This is a genomic window from Tardiphaga sp. 768_D3_N2_1 (assembly GCF_052076105.1).
Classification (GTDB): Bacteria; Pseudomonadota; Alphaproteobacteria; order Rhizobiales; family Xanthobacteraceae; genus Tardiphaga.
The window spans coordinates 441,123-461,052 of the sequence record NZ_CP197245.1 but is presented as its reverse complement, the minus strand read 5'-3'; the positions used below and the strand labels follow the sequence as shown (position 1 = coordinate 461,052).

At 60.1% G+C, this 19,930-nt stretch carries 20 protein-coding genes and 1 tRNA gene; 10 read left to right on the top strand and 11 right to left on the bottom strand.

The annotated features are described in order from the left end of the window. The first annotated feature begins 27 nt into the window (after nt 1–27). Complete coding sequence (locus AB8A27_RS02225; RefSeq protein WP_441240489.1) at nt 28–1,302, top strand: acyl-CoA dehydrogenase family protein; 1,275 nt, start codon at nt 28–30, stop codon at nt 1,300–1,302. A gap of 9 nt (nt 1,303–1,311) precedes the next feature. Here AB8A27_RS02225 and AB8A27_RS02220 read toward each other — a convergent pair whose 3' ends face one another. From AB8A27_RS02220 to AB8A27_RS02205, 4 genes are all read right to left on the bottom strand, one after another. Next, the gene (locus AB8A27_RS02220; protein WP_441244803.1) at nt 1,312–1,947 is read right to left on the bottom strand and encodes an HAD family hydrolase; all 636 of its coding nucleotides are present in this window, start codon (nt 1,945–1,947) and stop codon (nt 1,312–1,314) included. A gap of 15 nt (nt 1,948–1,962) precedes the next feature. After that, nucleotides 1,963–2,337, bottom strand: coding sequence for a TIGR02301 family protein (locus tag AB8A27_RS02215; RefSeq protein ID WP_441240488.1), 375 nt, complete (start codon nt 2,335–2,337; stop codon nt 1,963–1,965). A gap of 80 nt (nt 2,338–2,417) precedes the next feature. After that, entirely contained in the window at nt 2,418–2,840 is a 423-nt protein-coding gene (locus AB8A27_RS02210) for an NUDIX hydrolase (RefSeq protein WP_441240487.1), read from the bottom strand. A gap of 4 nt (nt 2,841–2,844) precedes the next feature. Further along, nucleotides 2,845–3,360, bottom strand: a complete 516-nt coding sequence (locus AB8A27_RS02205) for a hypothetical protein (protein WP_441240486.1) — start codon at nt 3,358–3,360, stop codon at nt 2,845–2,847. A 61-nt stretch (nt 3,361–3,421) separates the two neighbouring features. Here AB8A27_RS02205 and AB8A27_RS02200 point away from each other — a divergent pair, with 61 nt between their 5' ends. Continuing rightward, entirely contained in the window at nt 3,422–4,177 is a 756-nt protein-coding gene (locus tag AB8A27_RS02200) for an SOS response-associated peptidase (RefSeq protein ID WP_441240485.1), read from the top strand. A gap of 134 nt (nt 4,178–4,311) precedes the next feature. Here the strand turns inward: AB8A27_RS02200 and AB8A27_RS02195 are convergent, their stop codons facing one another. From AB8A27_RS02195 to AB8A27_RS02185, 3 genes are read right to left on the bottom strand one after another with little or no spacing between them, the layout of a single operon-like run. Next, nucleotides 4,312–4,740, bottom strand: a complete 429-nt coding sequence (locus AB8A27_RS02195; RefSeq protein WP_441240484.1) for a GNAT family acetyltransferase — start codon at nt 4,738–4,740, stop codon at nt 4,312–4,314. Further along, nucleotides 4,737–6,194 (bottom strand): FAD-binding oxidoreductase, encoded by a 1,458-nt coding sequence (locus AB8A27_RS02190; protein WP_441240483.1) that lies wholly within the window; start codon nt 6,192–6,194, stop codon nt 4,737–4,739. The genes AB8A27_RS02195 and AB8A27_RS02190 overlap by 4 nt, the downstream gene beginning before the upstream one ends. A gap of 50 nt (nt 6,195–6,244) precedes the next feature. Then, nucleotides 6,245–7,228, bottom strand: a complete 984-nt coding sequence (locus AB8A27_RS02185; RefSeq protein ID WP_441240482.1) for an L-threonylcarbamoyladenylate synthase — start codon at nt 7,226–7,228, stop codon at nt 6,245–6,247. 94 nt (nt 7,229–7,322) lie between these two features. Here AB8A27_RS02185 and AB8A27_RS02180 point away from each other — a divergent pair. Further along, nucleotides 7,323–7,399: transfer RNA gene (locus AB8A27_RS02180), tRNA-Pro, on the top strand. 112 nt (nt 7,400–7,511) lie between these two features. Beyond that, a complete protein-coding gene (locus AB8A27_RS02175; RefSeq protein ID WP_441240481.1) occupies nt 7,512–9,125 on the top strand; it encodes an AAA family ATPase in 1,614 nt (537 codons plus the stop codon). A gap of 138 nt (nt 9,126–9,263) precedes the next feature. Here the strand turns inward: AB8A27_RS02175 and AB8A27_RS02170 are convergent, their stop codons facing one another. Further along, nucleotides 9,264–9,989 carry a FadR/GntR family transcriptional regulator gene (locus tag AB8A27_RS02170; RefSeq protein WP_441240480.1) on the bottom strand — a complete coding sequence of 242 codons (726 nt, stop codon included), beginning with the start codon at nt 9,987–9,989 and terminating at the stop codon, nt 9,264–9,266. A gap of 134 nt (nt 9,990–10,123) precedes the next feature. Then, nucleotides 10,124–11,134 carry a Gfo/Idh/MocA family protein gene (locus AB8A27_RS02165; protein WP_441240479.1) on the bottom strand — a complete coding sequence of 337 codons (1,011 nt, stop codon included), beginning with the start codon at nt 11,132–11,134 and terminating at the stop codon, nt 10,124–10,126. Between the two features lie 247 nt (nt 11,135–11,381). Between AB8A27_RS02165 and AB8A27_RS02160 the strand changes: the two genes are divergently transcribed. From AB8A27_RS02160 to AB8A27_RS02145, 4 genes are all read left to right on the top strand, one after another. Beyond that, entirely contained in the window at nt 11,382–12,545 is a 1,164-nt protein-coding gene (locus AB8A27_RS02160; RefSeq protein ID WP_441240478.1) for an ABC transporter substrate-binding protein, read from the top strand. A gap of 78 nt (nt 12,546–12,623) precedes the next feature. Then, a complete protein-coding gene (locus AB8A27_RS02155) occupies nt 12,624–13,700 on the top strand; it encodes an ABC transporter ATP-binding protein (protein ID WP_441240477.1) in 1,077 nt (358 codons plus the stop codon). 8 nt (nt 13,701–13,708) lie between these two features. Continuing rightward, nucleotides 13,709–14,596, top strand: coding sequence for an ABC transporter permease (locus tag AB8A27_RS02150; protein ID WP_441240476.1), 888 nt, complete (start codon nt 13,709–13,711; stop codon nt 14,594–14,596). An 8-nt stretch (nt 14,597–14,604) separates the two neighbouring features. Beyond that, nucleotides 14,605–15,417 (top strand): ABC transporter permease, encoded by an 813-nt coding sequence (locus tag AB8A27_RS02145; protein ID WP_441240475.1) that lies wholly within the window; start codon nt 14,605–14,607, stop codon nt 15,415–15,417. Nucleotides 15,418–15,510: 93 nt separating this feature from the next. Here the strand turns inward: AB8A27_RS02145 and AB8A27_RS02140 are convergent, their stop codons facing one another. Further along, on the bottom strand, nt 15,511–16,332 hold the full coding sequence (locus AB8A27_RS02140) for an AraC family transcriptional regulator (protein ID WP_441240474.1): 822 nt from the start codon (nt 16,330–16,332) through the stop codon (nt 15,511–15,513). Between the two features lie 138 nt (nt 16,333–16,470). On the opposite strand from AB8A27_RS02140, the gene AB8A27_RS02135 reads away from it, so the two are divergent. Further along, entirely contained in the window at nt 16,471–17,166 is a 696-nt protein-coding gene (locus tag AB8A27_RS02135) for an O-methyltransferase (RefSeq protein WP_441240473.1), read from the top strand. Nucleotides 17,167–17,807: 641 nt separating this feature from the next. On the opposite strand, the gene AB8A27_RS02130 is transcribed toward AB8A27_RS02135, so the two are convergent. Continuing rightward, on the bottom strand, nt 17,808–18,584 hold the full coding sequence (locus AB8A27_RS02130; protein WP_441240472.1) for a DNA-binding transcriptional regulator: 777 nt from the start codon (nt 18,582–18,584) through the stop codon (nt 17,808–17,810). Nucleotides 18,585–18,940: 356 nt separating this feature from the next. Between AB8A27_RS02130 and AB8A27_RS02125 the strand changes: the two genes are divergently transcribed. Further along, nucleotides 18,941–19,903, top strand: a complete 963-nt coding sequence (locus AB8A27_RS02125) for a DUF6282 family protein (RefSeq protein ID WP_441240471.1) — start codon at nt 18,941–18,943, stop codon at nt 19,901–19,903. Nucleotides 19,904–19,930: the final 27 nt, after the last annotated feature.

The window sequence follows — 19,930 nt, the reverse complement described above, 5'->3', positions numbered from 1 at the left end:
CGCACAAAAAACAATCGGGAGAGCGTCTTGGATTTTTCTCTGCCGGCCGATCTGGTCGCCTATCTCGCCGAGCTCGATTCATTCATCCTGCGCGAGATCAAGCCGCTCGAAGACAGGGATGACAATATCCGCTTCTTCGATCACCGCCGCGAATGGGCCCGCACCGATTTCGACAATGGCGGATTGCCGCGGCATGACTGGGAAAAGTTGTTGCGTGAGGCGAAGAACCTCGCCGACAGCGCAGGCCATCTGCGTTTTGCGATCCCGAAACGTTATGGTGGCAAGGATGGCAGTAATCTCTGGATGGCCATCATTCGTGAACATTTCGCGACCAAGGGTCTCGGTCTGCACAACGATCTGCAGAACGAACATTCCATCGTCGGCAATCTGCCGCTGGTGACCATGCTGGATCGTTACGGCCGCGACGACCAGAAGGAGATGATCGAGGGATCAATCACCGGAAAATATCGCATCACCTTTGGTCTGACCGAACCCGAGCATGGTTCCGACGCCACGCATATGGAGACGACCGCAATCGAGGCGACGCGCGATGGCGTCAAGGGCTGGGTGATCAACGGCGAGAAAATGTGGACCACCGGCATGCATGTGGCCACGCATTGTGCGCTGTTCGCACGCACGTCGGGGAATGACGGCGATGCCCGCGGCATCACCTGTTTCCTCGTGCCGGCCAAGGCTGATGGGGTGAAGGTCGAGGAGTATATGTGGACCTTCAACATGCCGACCGATCATCCGCGCGTGTCGTTCACCGACGTGTTCGTGCCGGACGATGCGCTGTTCGGCGAGATCGGCCGCGGCCTGTCGCTGGCGCAGTGCTTCGTGCACGAGAACCGCATCCGTCAGGCGGCCAGTTCGCTGGGGGCTGCGGTCTATTGCATCAACGAAAGCGTGAAATATGCGCGCGAGCGCAAGCCGTTCGGCGAGGAATTGGCGCGCAACCAGGGCATCCAGTTTCCATTGGTCGAACTCGCCACGCAGGCCGAGATGCTGCGGCTTCTGATCCGCAAGACCGCGTGGGAGATGGATCAGCTCACCCAGGCGCAGGTCGAGCACACGCTGTCCGACAAGGTCTCGATGTGTAACTACTGGGCCAACCGCCTGTGTTGTGAAGCCGCCGATCGTGCGATGCAGGTGCATGGCGGCATGGGCTATTCACGCCACAAACCGTTCGAGCACATCTATCGCCACCACCGCCGCTATCGCATCACCGAGGGCAGCGAGGAAATCCAGAAGCGCAAGGTCGCTGGCTTCCTGTTCGGCTATATGGGCGCCAACAAGCACTGACGTGCTGCGTCAGTCGATGTAGCTCGGAATTTCTGCGGGCGAAGCCACCAGATGCTTCGCCCCGGCGCTCGTCAGTTCCTCGCGGCCGCCATAACCATAGAGCACGCCGATCGCCGGAATGCCGTTGTTTGCGGCACCGATGATGTCGTGCTTGCGGTCGCCGATCATGATCGTGCGTGCCGGATCGACTGAGGCTTCATCGAGCGCATAGCGCAGCAGGTCGCTCTTGTCGACGCGGGTGCCGTCGAGTTCCGAGCCGAACACGCGGGTGAAGTATTTACGCAGGCCGAAGTGGTCGATGATGCGATCGGCGAAGACATGCGGCTTGCTGGTTGCAACGAACAGCCGTCGTCCCGGCGCGGTCACCGCCGTCAGTGTGTCTGCGATGCCGGGATAGTGCGTGTTCTCGAACAGGCCGATGGTGCCGAAGCGTTCGCGATAGAGTTCGACACCGCGATCGGCATCCTTCTCGCCGCCGAGCAGCGCCACGAAGCTGGCGCGCAGCGGTGGGCCGATGCACCAGGTCAGGTCGTCCTGTGTCGGGACGGGAAGGCCCAGCTTGCCGAGCGCATACTGGATCGAGCCAGTGATGCCGATCTTGGGATCGGTGAGCGTTCCGTCGAGATCGAAAAAGACCGTGTCGATCGCATGTGGCTTCATCTAGTTCGCATACCTCGCGGTGAGATCCCGCGAGATCCGCGAGCCTTCGTCGATATAGCGGCGGATCGCGATGGTGGCGGCAGGCGTGCAGGTCCGGTAGGTCTGCTGGAAGCCGTTATAACCACGATTGAAACCGGCGATCATGCGGGCGCGGCGCTCGCCGGACGGCGTTTCGGCATCGACCAGCGCCTGCATTTCGTTGCGCCACTTGTTGCCTTCGTTGTTGCCACAGATGCCGCGCAGGTAATGCAGCGCGCCGAGAATCTCCGACATCCGCTGCAGGTCGTTGTCGAAAGGCGCAGCCGCGTCCTGCGCCCGCGCAGGGCCTGCGCAGAACGTCACAACAGTCAGAATGATGAGCAGGTGCTTCAACATGAATGGTCCCGGAACCCGGCTGATATGCCTTTTCAAGGCGCCTGAAGCAAGGCAGCGCTGCCGGTGCGACAAGGAGCTATCTATGGTCCGACCAGATCCTCCGCCATGGCGAGGATCGGACCAAGGCCATCAGTGGTCTTGAAGGCGCCGAGATCGTCCGGCGCGACCCACTGGAAATCGTCGAGTTCGTCGTTCAGCTCGGGCTCGCCAGCCACCCAGCGTGCAGCAAAGGACATGATCAGGTAATGGCCCGCCACCTTGTCGTTCGGCAGCACTTCGCGGAAGCCGGACAGGCCGACAATATCGATGGTCAGTCCGGTTTCTTCCATGACCTCGCGGGCAAGCGCGCTGGCGAGGGATTCGCCGAATTCCACGCGTCCGCCGGGGAGCGAATAGAAGCCCTTGCCGGGCGAGCGGGCGCGGCGGACCAGCAGCACTTTGCCGTCCCGGAAGATGGCGGCGCTGGTGGCGAGTTGTGGATGGACGGGAGGTGTGTCAGTCACGAGGTCATTGCGCCATAATGCTGTCGACGTCGGATTCCTGATCGCGGCCGTTGATGATGCCGCCGGCGGTGCCGACCATCGGCTTGACCCAGCCAGCGGCCTGTTCGGCCAGCATGGCACGGGTTCGATCCTGTTGCACGGTGCGCATGGCTTCACCGACCGTGGTCAGGATCTGGGTCATGTTTGCAACCAGCGCATCGAATTCGGCGCGGATATCGGGGCGCGCAGCCTCGTAGGACGCAATGGCGAGGTCGCGGGCCTTGAAGTTGGATTTGATGAAGTGCTCGGCATAGCTGAGCGGCTGCCATTCCAGAAACAGCTCATAGCAGTCCGGCATGTCCGGGATCAGCTCGAGCAACATGATGGCTTCGTTGAAGTGATTCAGATAGTCGGTCGCCAGACCCGTGCGCGGATTGATATTGGCGGCCATCAGGTCGGCGGCGGACGCAACGGGACTTGCACCGGCGCCGGCCAGATCGTGATGGTCATGCTGCGCCGGTTGTATGGCCGTCAGGGTCATATGTCGCACTGTTGGTGTTTTGGGTTAAAACCGCCTGAAGAGGCAGGATTGCGGATCGAGAATGTGCGGGCGGTTTGTCATTACATCAGCGCCGGAAGCGTTACGGCAGGTATTCAGTTATATCGAGCAACCGAATCTTCCTGCGAGGTACAATGTTGCGCCGACGCAGCCGGTTCCTGTTGTCATCGTTGAAAACGGATCCCGGCATTTCCGTCTGATGCGATGGGGCTTTTTACCCTCCTGGGTCAAGGACCCGCGGAAGTTTACGCTTCTGATTAATGCACGTGCCGAGACGGTACAAGAAAAGCCGGCCTTCAAAAATGCGATTCGCCGCCGCCGTTGCCTGATTCCGGCCGATGGCTATTACGAATGGCAAAACCGCGGTGAACGAAAACAACCGTATTTTATCCACCCACGTGCAGGCGGGCCGATGGGATTTGCAGGTCTTGCCGAGACCTGGATGGGACCGAACGGCGAAGAAGTCGATACGGTTGCGATCATCACTGCAGAAGCCAGCACGGGCATGTCGGTGCTGCACCATCGCGTACCGGTGACGATCGCGCCCGATCATTTCGGTCAGTGGCTCGATTGCAGTTCGGATAGTGCATCCGATGTGATGACAATGCTCGCTGCGCCAGCAGATGGCATCTTCGCCTGGCATCCGGTGGCGATGGCGGTCAACAAGGTGGCCAATGACGATGCGCAACTGATCCTGCCGATTTCGGCGGAAGAGGCTGCCGTGGAGCACGTCAAACCGACACGGACGCCGCGCAAGGTCGCGGTGGCTGAGGACAACGGTCAAGGATCGTTGTTCTGATAAATCGAACTCTGATCCCTCATTCTGAGGAACGGCATCTTCGCCGCGTCTCGAAGGATGAGCGTCGTAAGCTCATGGTTCGAGACGCGCGCAAGTGCGCGCTCCTCACCATGAGGGACTGAGATTAGTGCGGCTCACGGTGTCAGCGGCCGTCCGTCGAGCCACTTGGCATAGATCACGCGCTTCTGTTCGCCATAGCCGAGCGACTCATAAAACGCCTGCACCTTGGTATTATCCGAGCGCACCATGAGCTGCATCTTCTCGATGCCGCGCTCGCGCAGCCAGTTTTCGGCGGCACTCATGATGCCGCGGCCGAAATCCTGGCGCTGATGGTCGGGATCGACCGAGACGTAATAGACCCAGCCGCGATGGCCATCATGGCCAACCAGCACGGAGGCGACGATGGTCTTCCCCTTGCGACCGACCAGGACATCGGCATTGGTGCCTGCGCGCGCCAGCCTGATATCGGCCTCCGGATCGTTCCAGGGCCGGACCAGTCCGCAGCGCAGCCAGAGCTGGACGACCGCCTGAATGTCGGTGTCGACGAGCCGGGCAACTTTCAATGTTGCACCGGCAGCAGCACCTTGCCCGGATTGAGGATGTTCAGCGGATCCAGCATCGCCTTCAGGCTGCGCATCAGTTCGATGGCGACGGGGTCCTTCACCGAGGGCAGCTCGGCCGCCTTCATCTGGCCGATGCCATGTTCGGCGGAGATCGAACCGCCCATGCGCAGTACGACGTCGAACACGACTTCGTTGACGTCGTGCCAGCGCGCCAGGAATTTTTCGCGGCCGTCGCTGTCGCCGAGCGTCTCCTTGGGCTGCGTGACATTGTAGTGGATGTTGCCGTCGCCGAGATGGCCGAATGGCACCGGGCGTGCGCCAGGCAGCAGCTTCACGACGGCAGCATTGGCTTCGGCGATGAAAGCGGGGACGGAAGCGACCGGCACCGAGATATCGTGCTTGATCGATCCGCCTTCCGGCTTCTGCGCCGGCGAGATTTCCTCGCGCAGTTTCCAGAACGCCTGGCGATGGGCGATGTTCTCGGCGATCACGGCATCATCCACGATGCCGTCTTCAAAGCCGCGTTCGAGGATCGCCTCCAATGTCGCGCGGGCATCGTCGCGTCCCGACGACAATTCCATCAGGACATACCAGGCGTGCTTGCTGGAGAGCGGGTCGCGAATGCCGATGCCGTGGCGGACGCTGAAGTCGACGGCAATCTCGGCGACCAGTTCGAAACTGGTGAGGTTGCCGCCAGCCTCGGAGCGGGAGATGCTGAGCAGCTTCAATGCATCGTCCGGCGACTTCAGGCCGACAAAGGCGGTCTCGACCGCGCGCGGCTTCGGAAACAGCTTGAGCGTCGCCGCAGTGATGATGCCAAGCGAGCCTTCGGCGCCGATGAAGATGTTACGCAGGTCGTAACCCGTGTTGTCTTTCTTCAGCTTGGACAGGCCATTGAGAATACGGCCGTCGGCCAGCACCACTTCGAGGCCGAGCGCCATTTCGCGCGCCACGCCGTAAGCCAGCGCAGTGGTGCCGCCGGCATTGCTGGAAAGATTGCCGCCGATGGTGCAGCTGCCTTCGGAGCCCAGCGACAGTGGAAACAGCCGGTCGGCTTCCGCGGCGCGCTGCTGGGCGAGTTGCAGCACAAGGCCGGCTTCCACCGTCATCGTATTGGACGAGGTGTCCAGATCGCGCACCTTGTCCATCCGGCGCATCGACAGCACGACCTCACCGCCATAAGGCGTCTGGCCACCGACGAGGCCGGTGTTGCCGCCCTGCGGCACCAGCGCGGTGCGCGTCTCGGTGGCGAGTTTGCAGATCGCGGCGACTTCGGCGGTCGAGCCTGGGCGCAGCACCAGCGGCGAGGTGCCGAAAAACAGGTTGCGATCCTCGGTGACGTATTGATGCACGTCGGCCTGATCGGTGATCGCGTATTTGTCGCCGACGATGGCCCGGAAGCGCGCGATGGTTTCGGGGGAGAGCGTGGGCGGCTTCGGCTGGACGATATTCATAACTATTCCCTTGGATATTTTCTTGGCGCGTTTCTTGGTCTTGCATCCGGTTACACGGCGGCGCGGCGCAACCGGTCGTTGATGGCTTCGCCGAGCCCGTGGTTCGGCACCGGCATCACCGCGATGCCGCTCGCGCCTTTCGCGTCGAGCGCGCGAAGATAGCCGAAAAGATTGGTGGCGGCTTCCCCGAGATCGCCCTGTTCAGACAAATTCAGGACGGCCGCGGCGGCCTCTATCCCGGGCAGCGGGGCCGATCCGAAGGCCAGTAGCGCCTCGCCGGGATTCACGGCCTCGGCCAGCAGCCGCACCCGTGTCCGCGGCGCATAATGCGAGGCCAGCATGCCCGGCGCCAGCGGCTGGTTTGTCTCGCTTGCGGGGGCGTCCGGCGGGCTTGCCAGCGCTTGGCCGAGCACCCGCTCGATCGCCTCGCGCGGCAGGCCACCGGGGCGGAGCAGCATCGGCGTGTCGAAACAACCGACGATGGTGGATTCAACGCCCACTTCAACCGGTCCGCCATCGAGAATCATGTCGATCCGGCCGTCGAGATCGCTCAGCACATGGGCTGCGGTGGTCGGCGAGACGTGCCCGGAGATATTGGCCGACGGCGCCACCACGGCACCGCCAAAGGCCTGCAGCAGCGCGTGGGCCACGGGATGGGCCGGCACACGCATGGCAATGGTATCGAGGCCGGCGGTGGCCAGATCGGCCACCGGGCAGTCCAGGGCCTTGGGCAGCACCAGCGTCAGCGGGCCCGGCCAGAACGCCTCGGCAAGCGCCAGCGCGCGCGCATCGAATTGGGCAATGCGCCGGGCAGCGGCGAGATCGGCCACATGGGCGATCAGGGGATTGAACGACGGCCGGCCCTTGGCCTCATAGATCCTCGCCACGGCCCGCGGATTGGCCGCATCGGCGCCGAGCCCGTAGACCGTCTCGGTCGGGAACGCCAGCAGCCCGCCCGCGCGCAGGCAACGCGCCGCCTCAGCAATATGGGCGGCGTCGGCAGGGCTCATCCGGGTGGTCAGGCCTACGGCCATGCGGGGCAGATCCTTGGTCTCGAAAATTGGTCAGGCTTCTTTACCGGGGTTCTTGCAGGATGCGAAACCCAAGGTTATAAGCCGCGCTCTTAGTCGGAGTGTGGCTCAGCCCGGTAGAGCACTGCGTTCGGGACGCAGGGGTCGCAGGTTCGAATCCTGCCACTCCGACCATGATTTCAATGACTTAGCGAAAATTTCTGCAAGTTGCGCGGCGAAATGGCTCGCTTCAGTAGTCGCGCGCACGCGCAGGCATGCTGCCTTTCTGGCATTCGATGGGGTGAGGATGAATTTTTCACTTTCGATCCCTCGGCAGCTCGGGGCGGCGCAGCAAATTGAATTAGCGACAGGTTCTTCGGTAATTTTCGTTGGCGCAAACGGCGGCGGAAAAACTCGCCTCGCAGTTCATCTTGAAGAGTCGCAGGGTATTTCTGCGCACCGTATCTCGGCCCATCGGTCGCTGATACTGCAGCCGACAGTCGCAAAAGTGACGGAGGCGGAGGCGCTCCAACAATTGAGGTTTGGCGTTGCATACTCAGAAGCTGGAGTAGGGCATCGACTCGGTTCGCGATGGCAGGGTAAGCAGGCAGTTCATCTGCTCAGCGACTTTGATGCGGTTATACAAGGCTTGTTCGCCGAACAGACAAATAGAGCTCAAAAAACGCATAGGAACGTTCGAGCAGGAAACTATGGTCCAGCGGAGCCCACGAAGCTTGAAGTATTGAGTGATATTTGGGGGCGGTTGCTGCCGCATAGGCAACTCCATATCACGGGCGACGATATCCAAGTTTCGATCACCGGGTCTTCCGCAACATACTCGGCTTCGCAGATGAGCGACGGCGAGCGTGCTATTTTTTACATGATCGGCCAAACGCTGCTCGCAAAAGAGAACTCACTTCTCATCATCGACGAGCCTGAACTGCATGTTCACCGATCGATCATGTCAAAGCTCTGGGACGAGCTTGAGGCAGCGCGTATCGATTGCGCTTTTGCATTTATCACCCATGATCTTGAATTTGCAGCTTCTCGTGTCGCGCAGAAGTTCGTCATCATGGACTATAACCCTGTGCCGGCTTGGACGATTATCTCTGTGCCGGACGATACGGGTTTTAGCGAGGAGCTCACCACTCTTATTTTGGGCAGTCGGCGGCCAATTCTTTTTGTTGAGGGAGATGGTTCGAGCCTCGATATTGCCATCTATCGCAGCTGTTTTCCGGAATGGACTGTTCTCGCACGAGGATCATGCGAGAATGTTATTCATGCAGTCGTTACTCTGCGACGCAACGCCGATCTGACGCGCGTGAGTTGTTCTGGGATCGTCGATGCAGATGATTACGATGCAGCAGACCGAGCGTATCTCGCTGAGCTGGGCATTAGCACACTGCCGGTTTCGGAAATAGAGAACGTTTTACTGCTGCCGGCTGTGGCGTCGGAAATATGCGCGGCGGATGGCCATCTACCTGCAGAAACTGCAAAGGTTGTTGGAAAGCTGCACGAAGAAGTCTTTGCTCTACTCACGCCAGCAGAAATAGAGACAGTCATTACGCGCTATTGCAGGCGGCGTATTGATCGCGCGTTGAAGAAAATCGACCTTTCCGATTCGGCAACGCCGCAAGACCTAGCGAAAGATCTTGCAAATCAGGCCGCAAATCTGGACGTTCTAGCGATTGCTAAAAATGCTCGGCGGCGGTTGGAGAAAGCCGTGGCAGACCGAGACATTAATGAGCTGCTTGCGCTTTACGATAACAAACAGATGTTGGTCCCAGCTTCGAAATATCTGAAGCAGACCACCAAAGCTAAGTTTGAGGCTTGGATTGTCCGCATACTGCGAAGCAATTTGTCTCCGAAGATCGTTACAGCCATCAAATCCGTACTGCCCGCCATCAGCGCCGCCCGCTGAACGCCTCTGTGGCCTTTTCCTGGAAGTCCGGGTGATGTCCCGTAGTTGTCCTGCAACTGCTCCAGTGTTATTCCTAGCCATCCTGCGGCCTGCCACAGGTCGGTGCCCGCCCGAGCGCGTAAGCCATGCTGCGCGCAGCTATCCGCCTTCAAAAACGCGCTTGCGGGCGTTCTCGATATGCGACCGCATGGCTTCGCGAGCTCCGGCTTCGTCTCTGGCGGCGATCGCATCGAGCACGGCCCGGTGCTCTTCTTGCCCACGCAGAAGTCGGTCGCGAGGCTGGATCAGGGAGAGGTTTCGATTAAGCGTGATGCCCACGCTCACCTGAGACTGGATCGCGGCGAGAGTCGCGGCGAAGAAGCGATTGCCGGTGGCCTCTGCGACCGAACGGTGGAACGCAATGTCTTCCTCTACGCCCAGCGCGGCATCTGCGATCACTTGATCAAGTGCCGCGATTGCGTCGCGGATCCGGCGCAGACCTTCCGGGTCGTGATCACGCGCGGCAAGCGCGGCAGCTTCTCCTTCGATGCCGATCCGAAATACGAAGCAGCGCTGGATATCGGCAATGCTTCCCACGGGCGCGTAGTTGTAAACATCTGCCGCGGGACGTCGCGTCACGAAGGAGCCGGCGCCCTGCCGCGATGCGACGACGCCGTCATCGCGCAGCCGCATCAGCGCTTCACGGACGACCGGGCGTGAAACGCCAAGCTGATCTGCCAGGCGTGTCTCGGGAGGAAGCCGCGAATTGACCGGGTAGATTCCGACCGTGATCTGGCTGAGGACATGATCATAGACGCGGTCGCTGAGCTTTCCCGTCACGGCCGGGCGCTCCGGAATGTCGTCCCGTTTGACCGTTGAGCCCATGTTCACCCGTCCTTGCTCCGAACATGCTCCAGTCTTTGGCAACATTACATCTTTTTGACAAGTCGGTGCGCTGTTGCTTGCCGGTTTCGCGCTCGGCGATCGGCCAGCGCGCAGCCGTTCCGTGAGGGCGTCGGTCAGTCGCGGGCAGCAGCGTCCGACAACCACGCTTCGATCAGCCGTTGCACGTGAAGGGCGGAGCGCACGCTGTTGGACGGCTCACGTCGTTGTTCGATTGCGTCCAGCATCTCAGTGATCAGGCTCCGATGCGGCCCGTGATCGAATGCCATCGGATCGGCACCTCCGCCACCCGATTGCGCGGCCCCAACCATCTCTGGCGCGCCTTCGTGGCGATGGATGACCAGTTGAAACGTCTCGAGATAGGCCGAGCCGCGCGTGCCGGCGATTTCGATACGCTCCGGATAGCCAGGCCGCGCAACACTGGTGGCGTCGAGCACGCCGATAGCGCCGCTTTGGAAGCGGACCGCTGCCGCGGTCACGTCTTCGGTATCGATCGCCCGGAGCGGCGAGGTCGATGCAAAACCGGCGACATCCTTGTGCGGCCCCACGAAATGCAGAAGCAGATCGAGCGTATGGATGGCCTGGGTGAGCAACACGCCTCCGCCGTCGCGGGCCTTCATGCCGCGGCCCGGTTGACGAAAATAAGCATCGTCGCGCCACCATCGGATCGATGCACTCGCCGACAGGATATCGCCCAGATCTCCCTGATTCAGGATCGCCTTGAGGCGTAGCGATGCGGGACGAAAGCGATGCTGCAGGCACACGCCGCACCGCACGCCAGCAGCCTCCGCGACGGCCGCAAGTTCCTCACCCCTGGCAACCGATATCTCGACGGGCTTCTCGACCAGAATGTGCTTTCCTGCTGCGGCTGCAGCCTTTGCGGTCGCCAGATGCGTTCCGGGGGGCGTCAGTATCAGGACGAGATCGAGATCGGAGCGCGACAGCAAGTCCTCCTGGCTATCGAAAACCGGAACGCCCCACTGCTGTGAAAACGCTGACCGCCGGTCCGCTGACGGCGCAAATCCGCCGACGATTGTGATCCGTCCCTGCGCCTGCAGTTCAAGCAACGAAAGAATATGCGGCTTCACCGCCATTCCCAGCCCAATCAGGCCGACTCCAATTGGCATGCGTCTCTCCCGATGGCCGACCTTCTCAAGGCGCCAACTTGTCGGCTCTTGGGGGCGGTTATGAAGTCACAGATTGATAAGCGAACGAGCAAGGTGCGACATCGCGACATCGGCAAGTCCTGCTCATGATCGGCCGATTGCGATTTCCCAATGCTTGACAGATGTCTCCTAACTCGTCGATGCTGTGTTTACAAATAAATGACAACCGCGCGCGACGCGGGTGCATGTGCTCAGGGAGGAATCGGAAATGCGGATCTGTCCGAATGCATTACTGCGCCCGTTTGCGGGCGCCGCGGCTGTCCTCGCCGTGACGGCTTTCGCTGGTGAACCTCTGCGGGCCGCCGAGCCGATCGTTCTCTCGATCATCGATACCGGTGGAGATCTCGCATCTACCCAGGTCATCATCGAGAACTACAAAAAGGCCAATCCCGACAAGATCAAGGAGATCAAGATTCAGCGCGCGCCGGCGCCGGAATTGCCCGCCAAGATCAAGGCTCAACAGGATGCCGGACGGCTGGACATCAACCTTGTGCTGACCGGGCAGGACGGTGGTGCATTTCTCGCGGCCAACAACCAGTTGATCAAGATTCCCGATTTCGAGAAGCTGTTTCCTCGCGATGAGATGACGCCTGCCGGTAAGGCGCTCTACGACGAAGGCCGCGATTACATGGTGCCGTCGGTGGGCAACGCCGGCGGGCCCGTGTTCGTCTACAATCCCAGCAAGGTCCCCAACCCGCCGAAAACCGCCGAAGAATTGCTCGCCTGGGCGAAGGCAAATCCGGGTCGGCTGATGTATGCGCGGCCGGCGAATAGTGGACCGGGTCGGTCGATCGTGCTCGGCATGGCGCACATTCTAAATGACTCAAAGCCGCTTGATCCCGACAAAGGCTGGGACAAGACCTGGGCCTATCTGAAGGAGCTTGGGCAATACGTCGAATACTATCCGACGGGCACCGCGATCACATTGAAGGAATTCGCCCAAGGACAACGCTGGATCATCGCCGGCATCATGGAATGGGACATGAAGCCCCGTGCCCAGAGTGTCATTCCGCCGGACTCCAAGATCACCATCCTTCAGAACACGACCTTCGTGGTCGACGGACATTACTGGTGCATCCCCACGGGCGTGCCCAAAGAGCAGGTCGACGTCATTCTCGATCTCATGAAGTTCATGCGCCGGCCCGAGCAGCAGGTCCTTTCCTGGCCGGGCTTCATTGGGCCGACGATCACCGCGGCCACGATGGAAAAGGCACCCAAGGAGATCCAGGAACTGGTGAAGGAATTTTGGCGGCCCGAATACGACGAAGTCGGAACCAAGTGGAAAGTATCCCCGCCGCTCGGCGTGAAGGAATTGAGCTACGCGATGGATCGTTGGGACCGGGAAGTGGGTGCAAACCAGGTCAAGAAGTAACCAATTCGATGAGCGTGCGGGTCCGCATCTACGGACCCGCCGGTGGCTTTGTTGCTTCTTACTCAGAAACGGGACGACATGAACGGGCCGGGAGATACGTTGGACTCGCTGAAGCTTGGAATCACCAAGCGCTATGGCAACAAGACCGTGCTGGATAACCTCGAACTCGATATCCGAAAGGGTGAGTTCGTTACCTTCCTTGGACCGAGCGGATGCGGAAAATCGACGGCGTTGTCGATTGTCGCTGGTCTGATTGCAGCGACCGAGGGCGAGATCAGGCTCAACGGGGCGCGGGTCGATCATCTGCCGCCCGAAAAGCGTGCGTTCGGAATGGTGTTTCAGAACTACGCATTGTTTCCTCACATGACGGTCTTCGACAACGTCTCGTTCGGACTCACCTTGAAGCCGTTGTCCAAGGATGAGATCAAGAAGCGCACCGATGCGATGCTCAAACTGGTGCAGCTGACGGGCTATGAGGACCGCTATCCCGGCCAGCTCTCCGGTGGTCAGCAGCAACGCGTTGCGATTGCGCGGGCCCTCGTGTTGCATCCGCGCCTGATGCTGTTCGACGAACCGCTTTCAAACCTCGACGCTAAACTGAGAGTCGAGATGCGGGCGGAGATCAAGCAGATCCACGCCGCACTGGGATTGACATCGATCTACGTGACCCACGACCAGGCTGAAGCATTGTCGCTGTCGGACAGGATCGTGGTGCTGCGCAACGGCATTTTGATGCAGTCGGGTACACCGCAGGAAATCCACGACCGGCCGAAGAACGTCTTCGTGGCGGACTTCATGGGTTTCCGGAATTTCTTCAAGGTCAGGATTGTGTCAGTGTCCAACGGGATCGCCGAAGGTGTCGACGACGGAATCCGCATTCGGGCGCGGGCAGGGGGCGACGTGCGCGTGGATACCGATATGGTGATGGCGATCCGCCCGGACGATATCCGGGCAGGCGGTGAGTTGGTTGCCGATGCCGAAGATGTTCGTGGCCGTGTCGAAGTGGTCGAATATCTCGGCCGTGAACAGGAAGCCGCCATACGCATCAATGACAATACGCGGGTCTGGCTGCGCACCGCCGAGGCGATACGAAGCGAAGACACGATCGGCCTTCAGTTTCCGATCGACAAGGTTGTCCTGCTTCCCGCGGAATAGTCGAGAAAATGATGCGCGCAGTAGCCAATGATGAGAAGAGCGAGTTCGACGCGCTGGCATTCTTCTGTTTGCTGCCGTCCTTGCTCTACGTGCTCTGCATGTTCGTCTATCCGTTTCTGTATGGTGTCTATCTCAGCCTTCAGCCGCAAAAGCTCGACGGCTTCAGTTTTGCGAACTATCTCTCATTCTTCAACGATCCCTATCAGTACGGAACGATCTGGATCACCTTCAGTCTGGCGATCCCCACCACGATTGTCGTCCTCCTGCTGGCGCTGTGGCTGGCCTACGACATGCGGCGCGGCATTTTCATGGAGCGCACAGTCACCACGATCCTGATCATGCCTATTTCGCTTGGCGTGATCCTGCTGTCGGAAGGTATCTTGGGTTTCTATGGCTCGCAGGGCTGGTTCAATCAGGTCCTTCTCGGATTAGGGGTTATCAAAGAGCCCTTCATTCTGACCCATAACTACGCAGGCGTCATGCTGGCGTTGTTCATGCAGCAGTTCCCGTTCTGCTTTCTGATGCTGCTCGGATACATATCCGGCATCGATCCCAGCCTCGAGCGCTCGGCGCGGATGCTGGGTGCGACACCTTCGGTCGTCTTCCGGCGCGTGATGCTGCCGCTCATCGCGCCCGGTCTCGCCATTGCATTCGCGCTGGTGTTCGTCATGAGCTTTGCGGTCTTTCCGTCCGCCATCATGCTCGGGCAGCCGTCGGGCACCACGCGCACGATCTCCATTGCGGCCTATCAGAAGGCTTTCGAACAATATGACATGTCGGCTGCCTCCGCGATTGCGGTGGTTATGGGCCTGTGCCAGCTGGCGGCGCTGCTCGTCATCATCCTGTTCCGACGCCGGTTGTCGCCGGCAGCGACCATGGGCGTCGGAAAGAGATAGGGCGCACGATGAAAGCTAGGATGTGGAAGCTCTCGCTCTATCTGTTCATCGTGGGTTTCATCCTCAACATGCTTGGGATCGTATCGCATGTCGTGGTGAGCTCATTCGCGAAGCGATGGTTCGGTGGCTTGCTGCCTCCGGCCTATACGACGGACTGGTTCGCTTATGCGTGGAAGAACTTCGATCTGGGACAGGTGCTGGGTATCACGCTGCTGATCGTGGTCGTGGTCGTGGTCCTTGCACTGGCAATCGGATTTCCGGCGGCTTACATCCTGGCCCGGCGAAATTTCCGGTTCAAATCGGTCATCCTGTTGCTGTACTTCCTGCCGTTGGTGATCCCGCAGATGACCTACGGGATTCCGCTGGCAACCACCCTTTACCGATATGGCGTCGGCGGATCTGTCGTCGGCGTGATCCTGGCGGTGTTGGTGCCGATGGTGCCGCTGACCGTCTTCGTGTTGATGCCGTTTTTCGAGCAGATCAGCGTCAATCTTGAATGGAGCGGATCGGTACTTGGCGCAAGCCGGGCTCAGATTTTCAGGCGGATTTTGTTTCCCCTGATGATACCGGGAATACTCACCGCCGGCGTCCTTGTGCTGGTCAATACGATCTCTAATTTCGAACTCGCATTTCTTCTCGGCGGCGGTGGATCGCAGACGCTCGTCGTCGCGTTATTCTACAACATGTTCGCCGGTGGTGTTCGCCCCGTTTATTCCATCGATGCCATGGCCGTGATCTACATGGTGATGGTCATGACGCTGCTTCTGATCGCATTGCGGTTCGTGCGCCCGACACAGATGGTGTTCAAGCTCGACAAGTAAATTCACCTTTGAGGCTATGTGTGCCTGATCATCGCCAGCTAGGCTCATGGCGCAAGGCGGACAGGAACCACCTGCCAAGACATGGAGTCGGTCCTAGGTACTGACATGTCGGCCGGAGTGTCGCTCTGCCATGTATTTGCCTGGGGAAGTACCCAGCGTCTTGCGAAACATCGTCACGAAGCTGGGTACGCTCTCATAGCCGAGGTCAGCAGCGACCCGCTGGATCGAGGCGCCGCCGGCCAGCCATTGGACAGCGAGCACGACGCCAAGCTGCTGGCGCCACCGCGCAAAGCTCATCCCTGTCTCGCGGCTCATCAGTCGCACAAGTGTCCGTTCACTCAGGCCTGATCGCTTGGCCCAGCTTTCCAGCGTATTGCGGTCTGAGGGGGCGGCCATCATGGCGTCGGCCATGACACGCAGCCGTGGATCTGTCGGCATTGGCAGGTGCAGGTCTTCAACGGCGGCGGCCGCGATCTCGTCGAGGAGCACCGTGATCAACCGCGAGTTTGCGGCGCCTTCTTCGTAGAAAATCGGCAGGTTGGCGGCACGGAAGAGCAGTTCGCGCAACAACGGCGTGACCGACACGGTGCAACAGTCCTTGGGAAGGCGCGCGTCGACGTCGGGATCTACGAAGGCGCTATAGCCTTCGAGGGAGCCCGTCGCCTTGATGGCGTGGAGCGCGCCGCCAGGTATCCAGACGGCGCTGCGGGGCGGGACGATCCAGAGGCCGCTCTCCACCTGGCAGCTGAGCGCGCCATGCTGGACGAGCAGAATTTGTCCCTTGGCGTGCCGGTGCATGTCGAGCTCGATCTTGTCGATCTTCTTCGATGCAATGCCATAGGTGACGACCGGGCGCGCGACGTCGTCCGGTTCAATCCAATCGCTCGCAACGGAGGCGTCTGTCAGGATGGGCATCCGCCGATCTTACAGGCTGATTGGCGCAAATGAATAATAATCTGTCCAAGCTTCGTAATGACGCCGAAGGTGCCTCCATCTATCCCTCCACCAACCAAGCGAGGTCGATACGGAATCGACTGTAAGGAAGGGATTTTCATGGCTCTGATCACCAGTGGGCGCGTTTCCGAAACGCTCGACAAGCTTCATCGCGATGCCGACGCGGCGGATGGCGACTTCATGGCCAGCGTCATGGCCCAGTTCGAGGCGTCCGGCGAGACGCTGGAACAAGCGGCCGCGAAGCTGGTGGCCGAGGAGCAGGTGAGCTACCGGACCACATATCGCGGTCACGCCGAACATTTCCTGGCCGTTTCTCCGGCCTATGGTCGCTTCCTCTACGCGATCGCCCGCGCGCGGAGGGCGACCAGGATTGTCGAGTTCGGAACGTCGATGGGAATCTCGACGATCTATCTTGCGGCTGCACTTCGCGATAATCGCGGCGGCCAGTTGATTGGTTCGGAGCTTGAGGCCACCAAAGTGGCGCGGGCGCGCGCCAACCTCGAAGCGGCGGGCCTCGCCGATCTCGTGGAGATCCGCGAAGGCGACGCGCTGGAGACACTCAAGGATGTCGGCGGTGCGGTCGATGTTCTGCTGATCGATGGCGCGTTTTCTCTTTACTTGCAGGTGCTCAAGCTGATCGAGCCACGATTGGCACCCGGAGCTGTGATCCTGGGTGAGAACGCGTTTGCGCGGGACTATCTCGATTACGTCCGCAACCCCGTCAACGGCTACGTGTCTCAACCACTCGCTATCGACGAGGGGCGTGGTAACGAGTTCACCGTCCGGGTGGCCTGATTGCGGCAAGAGGATGTGCGGGGTAACGGTCGTGATGGTAGTTTGGTACAAGTAGCCAAATTGCCGACGATCGCAAATCCATAGATCGATTCTTGTTGCGCTCTTGAACCTGCGGTTTCGAGCACGGATCGATGGAACGCTGAGCAGTCCGATGACGAGCAGCCGGTCGGACTCCCGTTCGCATATTGGGTCATGGGCATCAGCGCGGTCCTGCGGGCACCTGTTTTTCAAATTGAATTCCGAGACGTTGCGGATACGTTGTATTTCACGCCATACCGGCCTGGAACTTCATCCGCTAACCGACGGGGAAACGGTGCAGATCATCTTCGCGCCGATCACTTTGACCGCTGATGCGCCTGGCCAGACTCCGACTGGCGATCGGAAGCTGTTGTCGGTTGTTTCGGCGCTGAGATGGGTTCAGCGCTATGTCGGACCTGAAACCCGCGCGTCTCCTCAATGGATTGACGTGGTCAGCAGGCTAACCGCGGCGAGCGAGGATTCGGTCAGCACTGTTGACGCAAGGAATGCACTTCACGATGCAATGGTCGCCCATGGTTGGGCCAAGCGGAGCATCCATTGATTTCGTTTCGGCAAGGGACCGCGTGTGTCAGCTGCCGACAGATCGCCTCTGTTGCGTTCATTTACCTGAGTGCCGCGGCGCTTCGAGAAATGTTCTCTGCCAGGGTCTGAAGCCTTGGCAAGAAGGTCTTGAGCAATTCACGTCGATCAATGGCAGAGATGAAATAAGTCATCCCAACTGTCGCAAGAACCTTGTCACCACTCATGATCGGGATGGCGATCGTCCCGGATGAGCGAGGGTCGACGGCGCGATCCCGCTCGGCATAACCCTGCTTCCGGATCGATCTCAGCATCGACAATGTCTGGGCGCGATCGCCGATGAGTTGATCTTCATCATCCGTTGATCGCGAAAGAAGGTCGAGCAACATCAGGCGCTCCCCGATGGGGCAGAATGCCAGATAGGCACGACCCAATGCTCGGCGCAGCAGGCTGAGATGCATGTTGATCGTTCCGTGGAACGGCGACACCGGACTGTCCGCAATGGTGCTGAAGCGTACGACCACGGATGTGTGGTCGAGAACGCCGATCGCCAATGGCCACTGATGCTGTGACGTAAAGGACAGCGCCCATGGCCGCGCGGCTTCGACCACCAGCGGATCACCGTGAAAGCCGTTGCTCAAGGATTTAACGCGTGAGGCGACTGCATAGCCACCTTGTCTGCGGTCGTTAGCCACATAGCCCATGGCGCACAGCGATTTCATCAGGCGCACGATGGTCGATTTCGGCAGGCCCGTCGCGAGATGAAGCATCTGGATCGAGGCGACGCGATGCCGGTTCAGCTCCTCCAGCAGGATGAGCGTGCGTGCTGCCGCTTCGACCTTCGGTGAACGTGGGGCCATGCCAAGATTCCACTCTGCGGAACGCTGGCGAATAGGTATGGCAAATGGCCCGGCCGGTTGCAATATCCGCCCAACAGAATGCGCCGGTGTCCGTTCAGGCCGCCGAAGCGCAACCGTGTCGTGGGAGGAAGTGCCGTGTCTTGCGGAGAGGTCAGGGCGCCAATGGCGCCGTCGCGCCGCACCAGTATCGCGTGGCTGTCAGTTCACCTGCCATGTCCGGAAAATGCCGGACGTTATCGCGATCTGTCGCACCCGCGCCGACCCGGGCGCGTCGGGCGATGAGCCGGCTGCGGACCCGCCATTCATCGGCATGTCTCCATTTTTCCAGAACCAGCATCCACTGAAGGGCAGCCATCATGGCCGAGAATTCCGTTTCATATCCTGACACCGTCGCGCTTCCGCCGCTCTCGCGCCCGAAGGAGGTCGAGGAGCTGCTGGTCGATGCGATCGATCTGCACTGCCACAGCGGGCCAGCCGCAATGCCGCGGATACTTGATCACTATGAGGAGATGCGGGACGCTGCCGTCGCAGGGTTTCGCGCGGTGCTGTACAAGGATCACTTCTATCCTGGCATGGCGCACGCCATCATCCTGGAAAAGCTGTTTCCGCAGCTCGGCGTTCACCTGTATTCGGGCGTGGCGCTGAACAATGCGTCTGGCGGCATCAATCCGCACGCGGTCGATCATGCGATCAAGCTCGGCGGCAAGATCGTCTGGATGCCGACGCTTTCGGCGGCGAACCATATCAACGTTCAAGCCAGCGGTCAGGCCAAGAACTTCCCGAAGACATCCCAGAAGATGCTGGATCCGATCCCGCTCACGGCGCTGGACGCCAATGGCAAGCTCACCGATGACACCAAAAAGGTCATCGATCTGATCGCGGAGGCCAACATCATCCTGGCTGGCGGCCACCTCCACGTCTCAGAGCAGCACGTCCTGTTCGAGGAGGCCAAGCGCCGCGGCGTCAGGAAGATGATGGTCAATCACCCGACCTATGTGGTCGGCTTTGCCGATAGCGATATTCGCCAGTTGGTCGCGCTCGGCGTCACGATGGAACATTCCATCTGCATGTTCATCGAAGGAAAGTCCAAGAAGTTCAGCGGGGAAGATCTGGCTCATCTCATCGAGATCGCCGGCGTGGAGCATACCATTCTGTCGTCCGATCTAGGCCTGCTCGGTTCGCAGCGTCCGGTGGATGGCTTCCGCAGCATCACCCAAATGTTGCTCGATCTGCAGATGCCACACGCCTCGATCAAGAAACTGATCAGCGAGAACGCGGCGGCATTTCTCGACCTGCCGGCGAAGCGCGCCGCCCTGTAGAATCCCAACCAACAAGAACGACCAGCG

Excerpts from the sequence above, each read along its gene's own strand:
- AB8A27_RS02215 (WP_441240488.1), bottom strand. The coding sequence starts at position 2,337 with ATGTTGAAGCACCTGCTCATCATTCTGACTGTTGTGACGTTCTGCGCA.
- AB8A27_RS02205 (WP_441240486.1), bottom strand. The coding sequence starts at position 3,360 with ATGACCCTGACGGCCATACAACCGGCGCAGCATGACCATCACGATCTG.
- AB8A27_RS02200 (WP_441240485.1), top strand. The coding sequence starts at position 3,422 with ATGTGCGGGCGGTTTGTCATTACATCAGCGCCGGAAGCGTTACGGCAG.
- AB8A27_RS02190 (WP_441240483.1), bottom strand. The coding sequence starts at position 6,194 with ATGAATATCGTCCAGCCGAAGCCGCCCACGCTCTCCCCCGAAACCATC.
- AB8A27_RS02185 (WP_441240482.1), bottom strand. The coding sequence starts at position 7,228 with ATGGCCGTAGGCCTGACCACCCGGATGAGCCCTGCCGACGCCGCCCAT.
- AB8A27_RS02175 (WP_441240481.1), top strand. The coding sequence starts at position 7,512 with ATGAATTTTTCACTTTCGATCCCTCGGCAGCTCGGGGCGGCGCAGCAA.
- AB8A27_RS02170 (WP_441240480.1), bottom strand. The coding sequence starts at position 9,989 with ATGGGCTCAACGGTCAAACGGGACGACATTCCGGAGCGCCCGGCCGTG.
- AB8A27_RS02165 (WP_441240479.1), bottom strand. The coding sequence starts at position 11,134 with ATGCCAATTGGAGTCGGCCTGATTGGGCTGGGAATGGCGGTGAAGCCG.
- AB8A27_RS02160 (WP_441240478.1), top strand. The coding sequence starts at position 11,382 with ATGCGGATCTGTCCGAATGCATTACTGCGCCCGTTTGCGGGCGCCGCG.
- AB8A27_RS02155 (WP_441240477.1), top strand. The coding sequence starts at position 12,624 with ATGAACGGGCCGGGAGATACGTTGGACTCGCTGAAGCTTGGAATCACC.
- AB8A27_RS02150 (WP_441240476.1), top strand. The coding sequence starts at position 13,709 with ATGATGCGCGCAGTAGCCAATGATGAGAAGAGCGAGTTCGACGCGCTG.
- AB8A27_RS02145 (WP_441240475.1), top strand. The coding sequence starts at position 14,605 with ATGAAAGCTAGGATGTGGAAGCTCTCGCTCTATCTGTTCATCGTGGGT.
- AB8A27_RS02140 (WP_441240474.1), bottom strand. The coding sequence starts at position 16,332 with ATGCCCATCCTGACAGACGCCTCCGTTGCGAGCGATTGGATTGAACCG.
- AB8A27_RS02135 (WP_441240473.1), top strand. The coding sequence starts at position 16,471 with ATGGCTCTGATCACCAGTGGGCGCGTTTCCGAAACGCTCGACAAGCTT.
- AB8A27_RS02130 (WP_441240472.1), bottom strand. The coding sequence starts at position 18,584 with ATGGCCCCACGTTCACCGAAGGTCGAAGCGGCAGCACGCACGCTCATC.
- AB8A27_RS02125 (WP_441240471.1), top strand. The coding sequence starts at position 18,941 with ATGGCCGAGAATTCCGTTTCATATCCTGACACCGTCGCGCTTCCGCCG.